The following is a 14,901-nucleotide window of genomic DNA, read 5'->3' as shown; positions in this document are numbered from 1 at the left end:
GAATGCCGCTGTCCTAGCGCAATGTCCCGTTCGTCATGCCGGTCGGTTCCTCGGGCACGGTGACGAGGCCCAGCTCCGCCGGGGTGACGAGCAGCGGGTGGTGCGGGACGACGCGCACGGTGTAGCCGAACGCGCCGGTGCGGTCGAGCGGCACCTTCCCCGTGTAGTGGGCGCGCCGGTCGTCGTCCACCGACTGCACCGACAGCGTCGCATACGACGGGCGCTCCAGCTCGTCGTGCGGCCCGACCTTCCCGTACGCGGCCTGCACCTGCACGTCATCGGGATCGAGGTCGCCGAGCGCGATCGTGGCGTGCAGCTCGATCGAGGCTCCGACCTCCGGCGTGTCGCCCACGCCCGTCGCCTCGACGTGCTCGACCCGCACTCCCGGCCAGGCCCTGGTCACCCGCACCCGCCAGGCGGCGAACGCCTTGGCGGGGGCGTAGGAGTCGGCCGACAGCGCGCGGGCGGAGGCGGCGGCCGGGTTGTAGAGGTTGAGCACGTACTCGCGGAGCATGCGCCCGGCGAGCACCTTCGGGCCGAGCGAGGCCAGCGTGTGCTTGACCATCTCCATCCAGCGGCGCGGCAGGCCGTCGTAGGCGCGGTCGTAGAAGCGGTCGGACACCTCGTGCTCGATGAGGTCGTAGAGGGCTGCGGCCTCCAGCTCGTCGCGGCGGTCGGGGTTGGCGACGCCGTCGGCGGTGGGGATGGCCCAGCCGTTGGTGCCGTCGTACCACTCGTCCCACCAGCCGTCGCGGATGGACAGGTTGAGCCCGCCGTTGAGCGCGGACTTCATGCCCGAGGTGCCGGACGCCTCCAGCGGGCGCAGCGGGTTGTTCAGCCAGACGTCGCAGCCCTGCACCATGAGCTGCCCGAGCGCCATGTCGTAGTCGGGCAGGAACACGATCCGGTGGCGGACCTCCGGCTGGTCGGCGAATTTGACGATCTGCTGGATCAGCTTCTTGCCGCCCTCGTCGGCGGGGTGCGCCTTGCCGGCGATCACGATCTGCACCGGGCGGTCGGGGTGCAGCAGCAGCTCCCTGAGCCGCGCCGGGTCGCGCAGCATGAGCGTGAGCCGCTTGTACGACGGCACCCGCCGCGCGAACCCGATGGTCAGCACCTCGGGGTCGAGCGCGTCGTCGATCCAGCCCAGCTCGGCGTCGGAGGCCCCGCGCTCGCGCCACGACTTGCGCAGCCGTACGCGGGCCCCTTCGACCAGCCGCCTGCGCAACTGGCCGCGGATCCGCCAGATCTCCTCGTCGGGGATCTTCTGGATGTCCTCCCAGCCGCGGGCCCGCTCCACCAGCGTGGGCACCTCGCGCCCGGCCAGCTCCATGAGCTCGCGGCCGACCCAGGTGGGGGCGTGGACGCCGTTGGTGATCGAGCCGATCGGCACCTCGTCCACGTCAAAACCGGGCCAGAGATCTTTGAACATCTCCCGGCTGACTTCGCCGTGGAGTTTGGAGACGCCGTTGACCCGCTGGGCCAGGCGCATGCCCATCACGGCCATGTTGAACCTGGACGGATCGGACTCCGCGCCCAGCGCGAGAATGCGTTCGACGGGCACGGTCGGCCAGGCGTTCGCGCCGCCGAAGTGCCGCTCGATCATGTCGCGCGGGAAGCGGTCGATGCCGGCGGGCACGGGCGTGTGGGTGGTGAACACGGTGCCCGCGCGCACCGCCTCGAGCGCCTCGTCGAACGACATGCGGGCCTCGGTCAGCTCGCGGATGCGTTCGAGCCCGAGGAAGCCGGCGTGGCCCTCGTTGGTGTGGAAGACCTCGGGCTCGGGGTGGCCGGTGATGCGGCAGTAGGCGCGGATCGCGCGTACGCCGCCCACGCCGAGCAGCAGCTCCTGCATGAGCCTGTGGTCGGTGCCGCCGCCGTAGAGCCGGTCGGTGACGTCCCTGGCCGCGTTGTCGTTCTCGGCCACGTCGGAGTCGAGCAGCAGCAGCGGCACCCGGCCCACCTGCGCGACCCACACCTGGGCGTGCAGGACGCGCTCGTCGGGCAGCGACAGGCGGATCTTGACGGGCGTGCCGTCGGGCTCCTTGAGCAGGCTGAGCGGCAGCCCGCCGGCGTCGAGCGACGGGTAGTGCTCGAGCTGCCAGCCCTCGGGTGAGAGCGTCTGGGTGAAGTAGCCGTGGCGGTAGAGCAGGCCCACCGCGAGTATGGGCACGCCCAGGTCGCTGGCGGCCTTCAGGTGGTCGCCGGCGAGGATGCCGAGGCCGCCGGAGTACTGCGGCAGCGCGGCGGCGATGCCGAACTCCGGCGAGAAGTAGGCGATGGCCCGCGCGCTGTCGGGCAGCGTCTGGTACCAGCGTGGAGCGGTCATGTATTCGCGCAGGTCGTCCGCCGCGTCGGCGAGGCGGCGCAGGAACCGGCGGTCGGCGGCCAGCTCGGTGAGCCGGGCCGGGGTGACGGCGCCGAGCAGGGCCACGGGGTCATGGCCGACCTGTTCCCACAGATCGGCGTCGACCTCCGCGAAGAGGTCCATTGTCTCCGGGTGCCATGACCAGCGGAGATTGTGGACGAGCTCGCCGAGCGCGGCCAGCTCCGCGGGCAGGACGGTGCGGACGGTAAACCGGCGGATAGCTCTCACGTTTCTGCACCCTACGGGCTAGGAGGGACCTCTGAGTCCTTCACCCTCATCAAGGCCCTTCAAACCCCTTCCGGGAACAAGCATGAAGAGCGACTATTGGGGCAACTTTCCAGGTTGTTGGGCTATCCCGCGCTCACTCGTGGGAGGTCTATCCACTGCTGTCCACAAATCACATGCAAGGATCGATCCTGCCAGGGAAAGCCTCCGGCGGCACCGGGAGTGTCGCCGCAAACCTCTGAATGCGATGATCGGACGAATTCCCATCACGGACATCTCCCCCGTCGTCGACTGCGGGCAGTGGCCCGCGAAGGCGGTCGCCGGCGAGACCTTCGAGATCTCGGCGACCGTGTTCAGAGAAGGACACGACGCTGTCGCGGCGGGCGTGGTGCTGACCTCGCCCGACGGGCAGCGCGGACGTTTGAGACAGATGCGCGAGCTGGCGCCCGGCACCGACCGGTGGGGCGTCGAGGTCTCGCTGCCCGCCGAAGGCGACTGGCTGTTCCGCGTCGAGGCGTGGAGCGACCCGATCACGACCTGGCTGCACGACGCGGAGATCAAGATCCCGCGCGGCATGGACGTGGACCTCATGTGCGAGGAGGGCGCCCGGCTGTTCGAGCGGGCGGCCAAGGCCGTGCGCCCGGCCGACTGCCCCAACGCCGGGGAGGTGAAGAACGGCGGGCAGCGGCAGAACGGCACCGGCGAGGGCGCCTGCGGCCACCGCGCGGCCCTGCTGTCGATCTCGGCCACGCTGCGTGACGAGAACCTCGACCCGCGGGCCCGGCTGTCGATCGCCCAGCTTCCCGAGACGGCCGCGCTCCTTGAGGCGCATCCGTTCCGCGAGCTGGTGACCAGGTCGAAGTCGCACAAGATCAGGGTGGACCGGCGCAGGGCGCTCTACGGCTCCTGGTACGAGTTCTTCCCCGGTCGGAAGGCGCCGTGGTCAGCGAGAACGGCATGTCGAAGTCCGGCACGTTCCAGACGGCCGCCAAGCGGCTGCCCGCGATCGCCAAGATGGGCTTCGACGTCGTCTACCTGCCGCCCATCCATCCGATCGGCAAGACGTTCCGCAAGGGGCGCAACAACACGCTGAGCCCCGAGCCCGACGACCCCGGCTCGCCGTGGGCGATCGGCTCGGAGGACGGCGGCCACGACGCGGTCCACCCCGACCTGGGCACGATCGAGGACTTCGACGCGTTCGTCGCCCGTGCGCGGGAGCTGGGCATGGAGATCGCGCTGGACTTCGCGCTGCAGTGCTCGCCCGACCACCCGTGGGTGAAGGAGCATCCCGAGTGGTTCACGATCAGGGCCGACGGCTCGATCGCGTACGCGGAGAACCCGCCGAAGAAGTACCAGGACATCTACCCGCTCAACTTCGACAAGGACCCCGAGGGGATCTACAACGAGGTCAAGCGGGTGCTGCGGCACTGGATGGACCACGGGGTGCGGATCTTCCGGGTGGACAACCCGCACACCAAGCCGGTGTCGTTCTGGGAGCGGCTGCTGGCCGATGTGCACCGCACCGACCCTGATGTGATCTTCCTCTCCGAGGCGTTCACGCGGCCGGCGATGATGCGTACGCTGGCGAAGACCGGTTTTCACCAGTCTTATACGTATTACACGTGGAAGAACAGCAAATGGGATGTTGAGAGCTACTTGACCGAACTGGCCAAGGAGACCTCTGCTTACCTGCGGCCGAACCTGTTTGTGAACACTCCGGACATCCTGCATGAATACCTGCAGCACGGCGGGGTGCCGGCGTTCAAGATCAGGGCCGTGCTCGCCGCGCTCGCCTCGCCGACGTGGGGCGTCTATTCCGGTTACGAACTCTACGAAAACGTGCCGGTTCGCCCCGGCAGCGAGGAATACCTAGATAGCGAAAAATATCAGTACAAACCGCGCGATTGGGCCGCGGCCGAACGCGAAGGACGGACCCTCGCTCCCTTCATCACTCATCTGAATTTGTTCCGAAGAGCGCATCCCGCGCTTCAAGAATTGCGTAATCTACGGTTCCACAGGGTCGACTCACCGGACATCGTTTGCTTCTCCAAACGACTCCCGGGCGCCTATGACCCGGCCACACGAAGGCACGGTCTGGGCGACGTCGTCATAGCGGTCGTCAACCTCGATCCACACCACACCCACGAGGCGACTGTTGATCTCGACCTGCCTGCGCTCGGCCTCGACTGGAACGCCGAGTTCGTCGTCGACGACGAGTTGTCAGGCGAGTCGTACCGCTGGCGGCAGAGCAACTATGTACGCCTCGACCCCCACATCCAGCCTGCCCATATTCTCACCGTAAGAGCCGCGCCACGGTAAGAACCGAATTCAGCGGGGAGTCTTCGACGTGTGTGAAAGCGCCTCCCTCATGAGCCTCCTGCGAGGCGGCTCATGAGCCTCACACCTATTCCCAACACCTTTGACGAGGAGAAACCGCGCGACCCCCATTGGTACAAGCGCGCGGTCTTCTACGAGGTCCTGATCCGGGGTTTCTCCGACTCCAACGGCGACGGGACCGGCGATATCCGGGGACTCATCAACAAGCTCGACTACCTGCAGTGGCTGGGCGTGGACTGTCTGTGGCTGCTGCCCCTGTATGAATCGCCGCTGCGCGACGGTGGTTACGACATCTCCGATTTCATGAAGATCCTTCCCGAGTTCGGCGACCTCGGGGACTTCGTGAAGCTGGTCGACGAGGCGCACAAACGCGGCATGCGGGTCATCGCCGACCTGGTCATGAACCACACCAGCGACGCGCATCCGTGGTTCCAGGCGTCCCGGCACGACCCCGAGGGCCCGTACGGCGACTTCTACGTCTGGTCCGACACCGACGAGAAGTACCAGGACGCCCGGATCATCTTCATCGACACCGAGACGTCCAACTGGACCTACGACCCCGTACGCGGCCAGTACTACTGGCACCGCTTCTTCCACCACCAGCCGGACCTCAACTACGAGAACCCGGCCGTGCAGGAGGCCATGCTGGAGGTCCTGCGGTTCTGGCTGGACCTGGGCATCGACGGGTTCCGGCTGGACGCGGTGCCGTACCTCTTCGAGGAGGAGGGCACCAACTGCGAGAACCTGCCGAAGACCCACCAGTACCTCAAGCGCATCCGCGCCGAGGTGGACCGGCTCTACCCCGACCGGGTCCTGCTCGCCGAGGCCAACCAGTGGCCGTCGGACGTGGTGGAGTACTTCGGCGACCCGGTCAACGGCGGGGACGAGTGCCACATGGCCTTCCATTTCCCGCTGATGCCGCGGATCTTCATGGCCGTCCGCAGGGAGTCCCGCTTCCCCATTTCCGAAATTTTGGCTCAAACGCCGAAAATTCCGGAAAATTGCCAATGGGGGATCTTCCTCCGCAACCACGACGAGCTCACGCTCGAAATGGTCACGGACGAAGAGCGCGACTACATGTACGCCGAGTACGCCAAAGACCCCCGCATGCGGGCGAACGTCGGCATCCGCCGCCGCCTCGCGCCCCTGCTGGAGAACGACCGCAACCAGATCGAGCTGTTCACCGCGCTGCTGCTCTCGCTGCCCGGCTCCCCCGTGCTCTACTACGGCGACGAGATCGGCATGGGCGACAACATCTGGCTCGGCGACCGCGACGGCGTGCGCACCCCCATGCAGTGGGACCCCGACCGCAACGCCGGCTTCTCCGACTGCGACCCCGGCCGGCTCTACCTGCCGGTCATCATGGACCCGATCTACGGCTACCAGGCCATCAACGTCGAGGCCCAGCAGAAGAACGCGGGCTCGCTGCTGCACTGGACCCGCCGGATGATCGAGATCCGCAAGCGGCATCCGGTCTTCGGGCTCGGCGGCTACGCGGAGCTGAACTCCTCCAACCCCAGCGTGCTCGCGTTCGTCCGCGAGCTGGGCGACGACCGGATGCTGTGCGTGAACAACCTGTCACGCTTCCCGCAGCCGGTGGAGCTGGACCTGCGCAGGTTCGTGGGGGTGTCACCGGTGGAGACGATGGGCGGCGTACCATTCCCGGCGATTGGCGAACTTCCGTATCTTTTGACGCTTCCCGGGCATGGGTTCTATTGGTTCACACTCCCGCCGGCCATCACCCAGGAGGAGTAGGGCGTGCTTGATCAGCTCCTTGCCGTATGGATCAGCCGTCAGCGTTGGTTCGGCGGCAAGGGGCGCCCGATCGACGAGCTGTCGATCGAGGCGGACGTCGAGCTCTCCCCGGGCTGCGGCACCTCGTGATCGCGGTCTGGCAGGAGGGCTCGCGTGACCGCTACCAGCTTCTGGTGGGCGAGCGTACGGACCTGCCCGACCGGCTGAGCCACGCCCTCATCGGCACCGCGGGCGACACCTACCTCTACGACGCGGTGCATGACAGCGACCTGATGCACGTGCTGCTCGAGGGCATGGCGGCCGGTGAGACCCGCAGCGGCCTGCGCATGCGGCACGTGCCGGACCACGTCATCGACACCTCGCCCCGCAGCTCCGTGCTCGGGGCCGAGCAGTCCAACACCTCGCTGGTGTACGGGGACTCCTACATCTGCAAGCTCTTCCGCCGGCTCATCCCCGGCGTCAACCCCGAACTGGAGATCATCACCGCGCTGGCGGCCAGGAACGCGCCGCACATCGCGCAGCCGTACGGGTGGATCGAGGCCGATCTCGACGGCACCGCCACCACACTCGCGATCATGCAGGAGTACCTCACACCCGCCAACGACGGCTGGGACCTCGCGCTGGCCAGCGTGCGCGACCTGTACGCCTCCATGCCCGAGGTGCCGGCGGGCGAGGCGGGCGGCGACTTCGCGGCCGAGGCGCTGCGGCTGGGCATGGCCACTGCCCGCGTGCACCACGAGCTGGCCGCCGCCTTCCCCACGGACGTCGTGGAGATCCACGAGATCAAGCGCATGGCGGAGGGGTTCAGGCGCCGGCTGGGCCGGGCCGTGGGCGAGGTACCCGAGCTGCGGGAGCATGTGAGCGTCATTGAGGACGCCTACCACCAGGTGGAGCTGCTCACCACAGAGGTGCCCGTGCAACGTGTTCACGGAGACTTCCATCTGGGGCAGGTCATGCGCACCCCGACGGACTGGGTGATCCTCGACTTCGAAGGCGAACCGGGCCAGCCACTCGCCGAGCGCCGCGCCCTCTACTCGCCGCTGCGGGACGTCGCGGGCATGCTGCGCTCGTTCGACTACGCGGCCCGCCACCTGCTCGCCGGGCACTCCGAGGCCGAGAAGCTGGAGCCCCGCGCCCAGGAGTGGGCCGACCGCAACCGCGCCGCCTTCCTCGACGGCTACGCCGAAGGCGGCGGCGTGATCACTCCGGCCGACGCGGCGCTGCTGCGGGCGTTCGAGCTGTCCAAGGCGGTCTACGAGGTCGTGTACGAGGCCCGCAACCGCCCCACGTGGCTGCCCATCCCGCTGGCCGCCTTCCGCCCGCGCACCACGTGAGCCGCCGTCACGCCGATGCGGGCTCGTCCACCAGCTCCTCGACCAGCCCCGACAGGCCCTCGTGCCCCAGGCCGCGCGCCACGCGGCGCTCCATGATCTCCTGCATCGGCAGCAGCAGGTCGGGCCGCACGCCCTGCTCGTGGAACGCGCGCGGGCGCCGCGCTGCGGGTGAAGGTGTCGCAACTGCGGCGGGCGCTGGGGGACCGTGAGCTGGTGGCGTACCGGCCGCCGGGGTACGCGCTCTTGGCCGAGCCCGAGGCCGTGGACGCCGGGCTGTTCGCCTCCCTGCTTCAGCGCGCCCGTCGGACCGCCGGGCTTGAGGAGCGCGCGGCGCTGCTGCGTCAGGCGCTCGACCTGTGGCGGGGACCTGCCTTCGCCGAGTTCGCGAGCGCCCCCTTCGCGCTCGCGGCCGTCTCCAGGCTGGACGAGCAGCGGCTGGTGGCGTACGAGGAGCTGGCCGAGACGCGGCTCGGGCTCGGCGAGCACGCGCTGGTGGCCGCCGAGCTGGCCGACCTGGTGGCCGCGCATCCCCTTCGGGAACGGCTGCGCGCCGCGCACATCCGCGCCCTGTACGGGGCCGGGCGGCCCGGCGAGGCGCTGGCCGGCTACCAGGACCTGCGCAGGCGGCTGGCCGGAGAGCTGGGCCTCGACCCCGGGCCCGAGCTGGTCGAGCTGTCGAGGTCGCCGAGGCGGTCGCCGCCGTGCTCGGGCTGCGCGACGACGCGCCCGGCGCGCTCCAGGACCGCCTGCCCGCCGCGCTCGCCGGTCGGCCGACGCTGCTCGTGCTGGACAACTGCGAGCACGTCATCGAGCAGGTCGCCGAGCTGGCCGGGCGGCTGCTGCGGGCCGCGCCGGAGCTGCGCGTGCTGGCCACCGGCCAGGAGCCGCTGCGCATCGAGGGCGAGACCGTGTACGCCGTGCCGCCGCTCGACCTGGAGGCGGCCGTCGAGTTGTTCACCGCCCGCGCCGCGCTCGGCACCCGCCCGAGCGGCGAGGCCGATCCCGACGTGGTGGAGATCTGCGCGCGGCTGGACGGCATCCCCCTCGCGCTGGAGCTGGCCGCCACGCGCATGCGCACGCTGACGCCCCGGCAGCTCGCCGAGCGGCTCGACGACCGGTTCCGGCTGCTCGCCTCCGGGCATCGCGACGCGCCGGCCAGGCAGCGCACGCTGCGGGCGATGATCGACTGGAGCTGGGAGCTGCTGACCGGCGCGGAACGGCTGGTGCTGCGCCGCCTGGCCGTGCACGCCGACGGCTGCACGCTGGAGGCGGCCGAGGACGTCTGCGCGGAACCGGGCCTCGACGTGCTCGACCTCCTGGCCCGCCTGGTGGACCGCTCGCTCGTCCTCCGGACGACGGGCCCCGGGGCGGATGGCCGGTACCGGCTGCTGGAGTCGGTGTCGGCGTACTGCGTGGAACGGCTGGAGGCGGCGGGAGAGCTGGATGAGGTGCGGCTGCGGCACCTGCGCCACTACACCGCGCTGGCCGAACGCCTGGAGCCCGCGCTGCGCGGCGAGCACGCTCGCCGAGATCACCGGCGACTACGCACGCGCGGCGGCGCTGCGTGCCGAGCAGCTGCGCTTCGCCGAGGAGCTGGGCCTGTGGAGCACGGTGCCGGACGCGCTGTCGCGGCTCGGCCGCGTCGCGCTGCTCACCGGCGACCACGCGCGGGCCGACGAGTACCACGAGCGGGCCAGGCGGCTCGCGGCGGCGCAGTCGAACCGGCCCGCCGAGGAGTTCGCCGAGGTGGGGCTGGCGCTGAGCGCGCGCAGGCAGGGCAGGCTGGACGAGGCCGAGCGGCGGTTGCGCGCCTGGCTCGGCTGGGTCGATGACGTCGCGGGCGACCCCGGGGCGGCGCTGATCCTGGCCGAGCTGGGGTTCGTGGCCGAGCAGCGCGGCGCCGCGGCCAAGGCGCTCGACCTCCAGCTCCGCGGCCTGGCGATGGCGCGCAAGGTCGGCGATCCCCGTGCGGTGGCGCTGGCCCTTGAGGGCCTGGCCGGCGCGCGTGCGCTCGGCGGCCGTCACGGGGAGGCGGCGCGGCTGCTCGGCCGGGCCGCCGCGCTCAGGGAGTCGGTGGGCGCGCCGCTGCCGGCCGGCGAGCGGGGCGACGTGGACCGCATCGCCGCGGCCGTCCGCGCTGCCCTGGGCGAGGAGGAGTACGCGGGCGAGTGCGCCGCGGGCGCGGTCACGCCGCTGGAGGAGGCGCTGGCGAGCGTCCTGCCCGAAGACGCCGGGTCGCTGGCGGCCCTGCTGTCCGAGGACTCCGCACCGCGGGAAAGCCGGCCGGGCGACGGCTTGGAGGACGCGTTCACGGCCACCGTTAAGAGCGCATCGCCGGAAAGCATCCCTGGTGCACCTTTTGTCTAAACCCAAGAACAACCCCGGTTTTCCGCACTTGCAGTGATTGTCGGGGTGAAAGCGGGCAGTGCCTGGGATGAACGGTCAACTTAGGGCAGGGTTGGGAGCATGCCGATGAGGACAGAGCTCGACCGCCTCGCAGGCGGCGCGCACCACGATCCGCACTCCGTGCTCGGAGCGCACCCCGTAGACGGCGGGGTGGTGTTCCGCGCGCTGCGCCCGCTCGCCGAGCGCGTGCGGGTGGTGCTGGAGGACGGCTCTGCCCACGACATGAAGCACCAGGCGCACGGCGTCTTCGAGGTGACGGTGCCGGGCCTGGACAAGGTGCCCACGTACACGTTGAGCGTGAAATATCCGGGCGCGGAGCCGTACGAGATGCGCGACCCGTACCGGCACTGGCCGACGCTCGGCGAGGTGGACCTGCACCTCATCAGCGAGGGCCGGCACGAACGGCTGTGGGAGGCGCTCGGCGCGCGCGTGATGAAGCATGAGGACGTCGAGGGCACGGCGTTCGCCGTCTGGGCGCCCAACGCGCGCGGCATCCGCGTGATCGGCGACTTCAACCACTGGGACGGCACCGCCTACCCGATGCGCTCGCTGGGCCGTTCCGGCGTGTGGGAGCTGTTCATCCCGGGCCTCGGGGCCGGTGAGCGGTACAAGTACCAGATCCTGGGCGCCGACGGCGTGTGGCGGGAGAAGGCCGACCCGATGGCGCGGCGCACCGAGGTGCCGCCGATGACCGCCTCGGTGATCGACAAGTCCGACTACAGCTGGCAGGACGACGCCTGGATGGTCGCCAGGCGCGAGAAGCAGCCGCAGCAAGAGCCGATGAGCGTCTACGAGGTGCACCTGGGCTCGTGGCGGCCCGGCCTGTCGTACGTGGAGCTCGCCGACCAGCTCTCCGAGTACGTCGTGGACATGGGCTTCACCCACGTGGAGCTGCTGCCGGTGGCCGAGCACCCGTTCGGCGGCTCGTGGGGCTACCAGGTGACCTCCTACTACGCGCCGACGGCCAGGTTCGGCACACCCGACGAGTTCCGCCACTTCGTCGACGTCATGCACCAGCGCGGCATCGGCGTGCTGCTCGACTGGGTGCCCGCGCACTTCCCGATGGACGACTGGGCGCTGGCCCGCTTCGACGGCACCCCGCTGTACGAGCACGCCGACCCGGCCAGGGGCGAGCACCCCGACTGGGGCACGTACGTCTTCGACTTCGGCCGCAGGGAGGTGCGCAACTTCCTGGTGGCCAACGCGCTGTTCTGGCTGAAGGAGTTCCACATCGACGGCCTGCGGGTGGACGCGGTGGCCTCGATGCTCTACCTCGACTACTCGCGGCGCGAGGGCGAGTGGACGCCGAACGTCTTCGGCGGCAGGGAGAACCTCGACGCGGTCGAGTTCCTGAAGGAGATGAACGCGGTCTGCTACCGCGAGGCGCCCGGCATCTCGACGGTGGCGGAGGAGTCGACGGCCTGGCCTGGGGTCTCGCGGCCGGTGCACCTCGGCGGCCTGGGGTTCGGCTTCAAGTGGAACATGGGCTGGATGCACGACACGCTCGAATACCTGCGCCACGAGCCGATCTTCCGCCAGTACCACCATCACCAGATGACGTTCTCGCTGCTGTACGCCTACTCCGAGAACTACGTGCTGCCGCTCTCCCACGACGAGGTCGTGCACGGCAAGGGCTCGCTGCTGGCGAAGATGCCGGGCGACGAGTGGCAGCGGTTCGCGCAGCTCCGGGCGCTGCTCGCGTTCATGTGGGCGCATCCCGGCAAGCAGCTGCTGTTCATGGGCGGCGAGTTCGGCCAGGGCTCGGAGTGGTCGGAGAGCCGCGGGCTCGACTGGTGGGTGCTGGAGTTCGACGGCCACCAGGGCGTGCAGCGGCTGGTACGCGACCTCAACCGGATCTACCGCGACACCCCGGCGCTGTGGGAGCAGGACACCAAGCCCGAGGGCTTCCGGTGGATCGACGCCGACGACGCCTCGGGCAACACGTTCTCGTTCGTCCGGTACGCGGGCGACGGGTCCGCGCTGGCGTGCGTGGTGAACTTCAGCGGCGGGCCGCACGAGCACTACCGGCTGGGCCTGCCGTACGCGGGCCGCTGGACCGAGACGATCAACACCGACGCCTACGACTACTGGGGCAGCGGCGTGGGCAACCTCGGTGCGGTCGAGGCCGACGGCGAGCCGTGGCACGGCCTGCCGTACTCGACGACGCTGCGGGTGCCGCCGCTCGGCGCGGTGTGGTTCACCCACCCCGGCCCGGAGCTGAACGAATGAGTGACGCACGCTGAAAGTTCGGTGAGAAAGCGCGGCGGGGGCCTGTGCCCGCCCGGAAAATCACCCTAAACTCCGAGATCATCCCCTCTCGGAGGACGCGTGCGATTCCGCCCCTTGTTCGTGAGCTCGATCGCGCTGGCCCTGCTGCCGCTCGCGGGCCCGGCGTACGCCGACGAACCGACGCCGGCCCCCACGCCCGGCGTCACCCAGGCACCACCTGTGCAGCAGCAGCCTGAGCCGTTACCGGAGCAGGCGCCGCCGGCTGAGGAGACGCCGGCGCCGGAGACCTCTCAGGCGCCTCAGGAGCCCAAGGCTCCCGAGGAGAAGATCGAGGAGGGGTTAGGCGTCGACGGCGGCACCGAGCGGGCCATCGTCGAGCTGACCGACGCGGGCGCGCACGCCACCGTCGCGACGCTGGCGGCGTCCGAGAGCGTGGACGTGGTGCTGCAGCCGCAGAACCAGTCGTACATGGTCGTGGAGGGCACCGCCGAGGAGCTGGCCAAGCTGGCCGAGGACCCGCGCGTCTCGTCCATCCACCGCGACCGCCTCTACAGCCCGGCCGAGGTCGCGCCGAACCTGTCGCTGATCGGCGCCGACCAGGTGCACCAGAGCGGCAGGATCGGCTCCGGCCAGGCCGTGGTGATCATCGACACCGGCATCGACGTGGACCACCCGTGGTTCCAGGGCCGGATCCTCGCCCAGGCGTGCTTCTCGGCCACCGAGGACGCGGGCGTGCGATCGCTGTGCCCGAACGGCCAGAATCAGCAGCTCGACGGCGACGCGGCCGCCGCGACCACGCCGGCCTGCCTGTCGGGCTCGGTGAACATGTGCGACCACGGCTCGCACGTCGCGGGCATCGCGGCCGGCACCGGCGGTGTCGCGCCCGGCGCGGGCATCGTGGCGGTGCAGGTGTTCAGCCGGATCGACGACGAGGACCTGTGCGGCGAGCCGGCGTGCCTGCTTGCGTACGAGTCGTCGCTGCGCCAGGCCCTCGACTACGTGGCGAACCTGACCCTCGACCGGCCCATCGCCGCGGTCAACCTGAGCCTGGGCGGCTGGCTGTACGACACGAACTGCGACACCGTCGAGGAGGGCGCGGTCTTCAAGGAGAAGATCGACGCCCTGCTGGCCAAGAACATCGCGACCGTGGTGGCGGCGGGCAACGAGTACTACGCGGGCGTGGCGCATCCGGCCTGCGTCTCCACGGCCGTGGCGGTCGGCGCGAACGACAACGACGACCACATCGCCGACTTCTCCAACCGGGGGCCGCTGCTCGACCTGTTCGCGCCGGGCGTGGACGTGGTCTCGGCGGTGCCCGACGACGCGACGATCGCCTACAGCGGCACCTCGATGTCCACCCCGCACGTGACGGGCGCGCTGGCGCTGATGCGCGAGGCGTACCCCGACCGGCCGATGACCGAGCTGATCGAGGCGCTGAAGAGCAGCGGCCGTCCGTACACCTACGAGGTGGACGGCGCGCAGGTCACCACGCCGCGTCTCGACCTGGCCGCGGCCCTGACGGGCGCCTCCCCGCAGCCGCCGATCTCGCAGAGCCCGGCGCCCGAGCCGCCGCCCGGCCCGCTGGAGCCGAACCCGACCGACGGCAGCGGCCCCACGCCGGAGCCCGATCAGCCGTCGGACCCGGACCCGCAGCCTTCCACGCCGCCCAGCCCCGTGCCGCTGCCCACGGTGACGGTCACGGTGACCGTGACGGCCACGGCGTCGCCGAGCCCGACGGCGGCGAAGGCGGCGGCCGTGTGCACGCGGGGCACCGCGGCCAAGAAGCTAGACGCCAAGGAGTGGGCCGTCGAGGTGCACCGCAGCAGCGGCAAGCTGACCGACGCGACCCTCACCTGCTACCTGAAGCTGATCTCCAAGTCGAGCAAGGTGTTCTCCGAGCTGACGAAGGCGTCGTCGCTGGGCAAGGCGTACCGGGTGCTGAAGGCCAAGAGCGGAAGCAGCAAGGCGAAGCTGGACAGCGCGCTGCTCACGGCCTGGCTCAACTGGGCGCACGGCACGAACGGCACCAAGGCGCTGACGGCGGCGGAGAAGGTGCGGATGAAGAGCAAGCCCTCCGCCAAGGCCCTGAAGAAAGCCACGCAGAGCATCCTGAAAACCGTCAAATAGCTAAATGTAGGAAGAAGGCCGGGCGAAGAGCACCGGCCTTCTGCTCTTCGCCCGAATCGCCGTAAAGAAGCCACCATCGTTTGTCTGCATCACATACGCCCCTGACATCACGCTTGTCAC

General features: G+C 70.0%; 8 protein-coding genes and 3 pseudogenes. 9 read left to right on the top strand and 2 right to left on the bottom strand.

Annotated elements, in window-relative coordinates; genetic code table 11:
- Nucleotides 1–13: 13 nt before the first annotated feature.
- Nucleotides 14–2,596: an alpha-glucan family phosphorylase gene (gene glgP / locus WBK31_RS00675; protein ID WP_406674171.1), complete on the bottom strand. Its 2,583-nt coding sequence runs from the start codon at nucleotides 2,594–2,596 to the stop codon at nucleotides 14–16.
- Nucleotides 2,597–2,840: 244 nt separating this feature from the next.
- Between glgP and WBK31_RS00670 the strand changes: the two are divergent.
- From WBK31_RS00670 to WBK31_RS00655, 4 genes and pseudogenes are all read left to right on the top strand, one after another.
- A pseudogene (locus WBK31_RS00670) lies at nucleotides 2,841–4,912 on the top strand (alpha-1,4-glucan--maltose-1-phosphate maltosyltransferase).
- 72 nt (nucleotides 4,913–4,984) lie between these two features.
- Entirely contained in the window at nucleotides 4,985–6,685 is a 1,701-nt protein-coding gene (treS, locus tag WBK31_RS00665) for a maltose alpha-D-glucosyltransferase (RefSeq protein WP_364059176.1), read from the top strand.
- 3 nt (nucleotides 6,686–6,688) lie between these two features.
- Nucleotides 6,689–6,888: pseudogene (locus WBK31_RS00660) on the top strand (maltokinase N-terminal cap-like domain-containing protein); the annotation flags it as partial.
- A 69-nt stretch (nucleotides 6,889–6,957) separates the two neighbouring features.
- The gene (locus WBK31_RS00655) at nucleotides 6,958–8,019 is read left to right on the top strand and encodes a phosphotransferase (RefSeq protein WP_406675433.1); all 1,062 of its coding nucleotides are present in this window, start codon (nucleotides 6,958–6,960) and stop codon (nucleotides 8,017–8,019) included.
- A 7-nt stretch (nucleotides 8,020–8,026) separates the two neighbouring features.
- Here the strand turns inward: WBK31_RS00655 and WBK31_RS00650 are convergent, their stop codons facing one another.
- On the bottom strand, nucleotides 8,027–8,149 hold the full coding sequence (locus WBK31_RS00650) for a hypothetical protein (RefSeq protein ID WP_364059182.1): 123 nt from the start codon (nucleotides 8,147–8,149) through the stop codon (nucleotides 8,027–8,029).
- A 38-nt stretch (nucleotides 8,150–8,187) separates the two neighbouring features.
- Between WBK31_RS00650 and WBK31_RS00645 the strand changes: the two are divergent.
- From WBK31_RS00645 to WBK31_RS00625, 5 genes and pseudogenes are all read left to right on the top strand, one after another.
- A pseudogene (locus tag WBK31_RS00645) lies at nucleotides 8,188–8,640 on the top strand (BTAD domain-containing putative transcriptional regulator); the annotation flags it as partial.
- Nucleotides 8,641–8,720: 80 nt separating this feature from the next.
- A complete protein-coding gene (locus tag WBK31_RS00640) occupies nucleotides 8,721–9,851 on the top strand; it encodes an ATP-binding protein (RefSeq protein WP_406675574.1) in 1,131 nt (376 codons plus the stop codon).
- Nucleotides 9,766–10,386, top strand: a complete 621-nt coding sequence (locus tag WBK31_RS00635; protein ID WP_406675573.1) for a hypothetical protein — start codon at nucleotides 9,766–9,768, stop codon at nucleotides 10,384–10,386. The genes WBK31_RS00640 and WBK31_RS00635 overlap by 86 nt, the downstream gene beginning before the upstream one ends.
- 105 nt (nucleotides 10,387–10,491) lie before the next feature.
- Nucleotides 10,492–12,654 (top strand): 1,4-alpha-glucan branching protein GlgB, encoded by a 2,163-nt coding sequence (gene glgB, locus WBK31_RS00630; RefSeq protein WP_364059190.1) that lies wholly within the window; start codon nucleotides 10,492–10,494, stop codon nucleotides 12,652–12,654.
- A 99-nt stretch (nucleotides 12,655–12,753) separates the two neighbouring features.
- Nucleotides 12,754–14,781, top strand: a complete 2,028-nt coding sequence (locus WBK31_RS00625) for a S8 family serine peptidase (protein ID WP_406674170.1) — start codon at nucleotides 12,754–12,756, stop codon at nucleotides 14,779–14,781.
- Nucleotides 14,782–14,901 lie beyond the last annotated feature (120 nt).

The organism is Nonomuraea sp. N2-4H (assembly GCF_045291505.1).
GTDB lineage: Bacteria > Actinomycetota > Actinomycetes > Streptosporangiales > Streptosporangiaceae > Nonomuraea > Nonomuraea fastidiosa.
Note: the sequence above shows the minus strand (reverse complement) of the source record. Positions and strands in the feature narration are given on the sequence as shown.

Excerpts from the sequence above, each read along its gene's own strand:
- treS (WP_364059176.1), top strand. The coding sequence starts at position 4,985 with ATGAGCCTCACACCTATTCCCAACACCTTTGACGAGGAGAAACCGCGC.
- WBK31_RS00655 (WP_406675433.1), top strand. The coding sequence starts at position 6,958 with ATGCACGTGCTGCTCGAGGGCATGGCGGCCGGTGAGACCCGCAGCGGC.
- glgB (WP_364059190.1), top strand. The coding sequence starts at position 10,492 with ATGAGGACAGAGCTCGACCGCCTCGCAGGCGGCGCGCACCACGATCCG.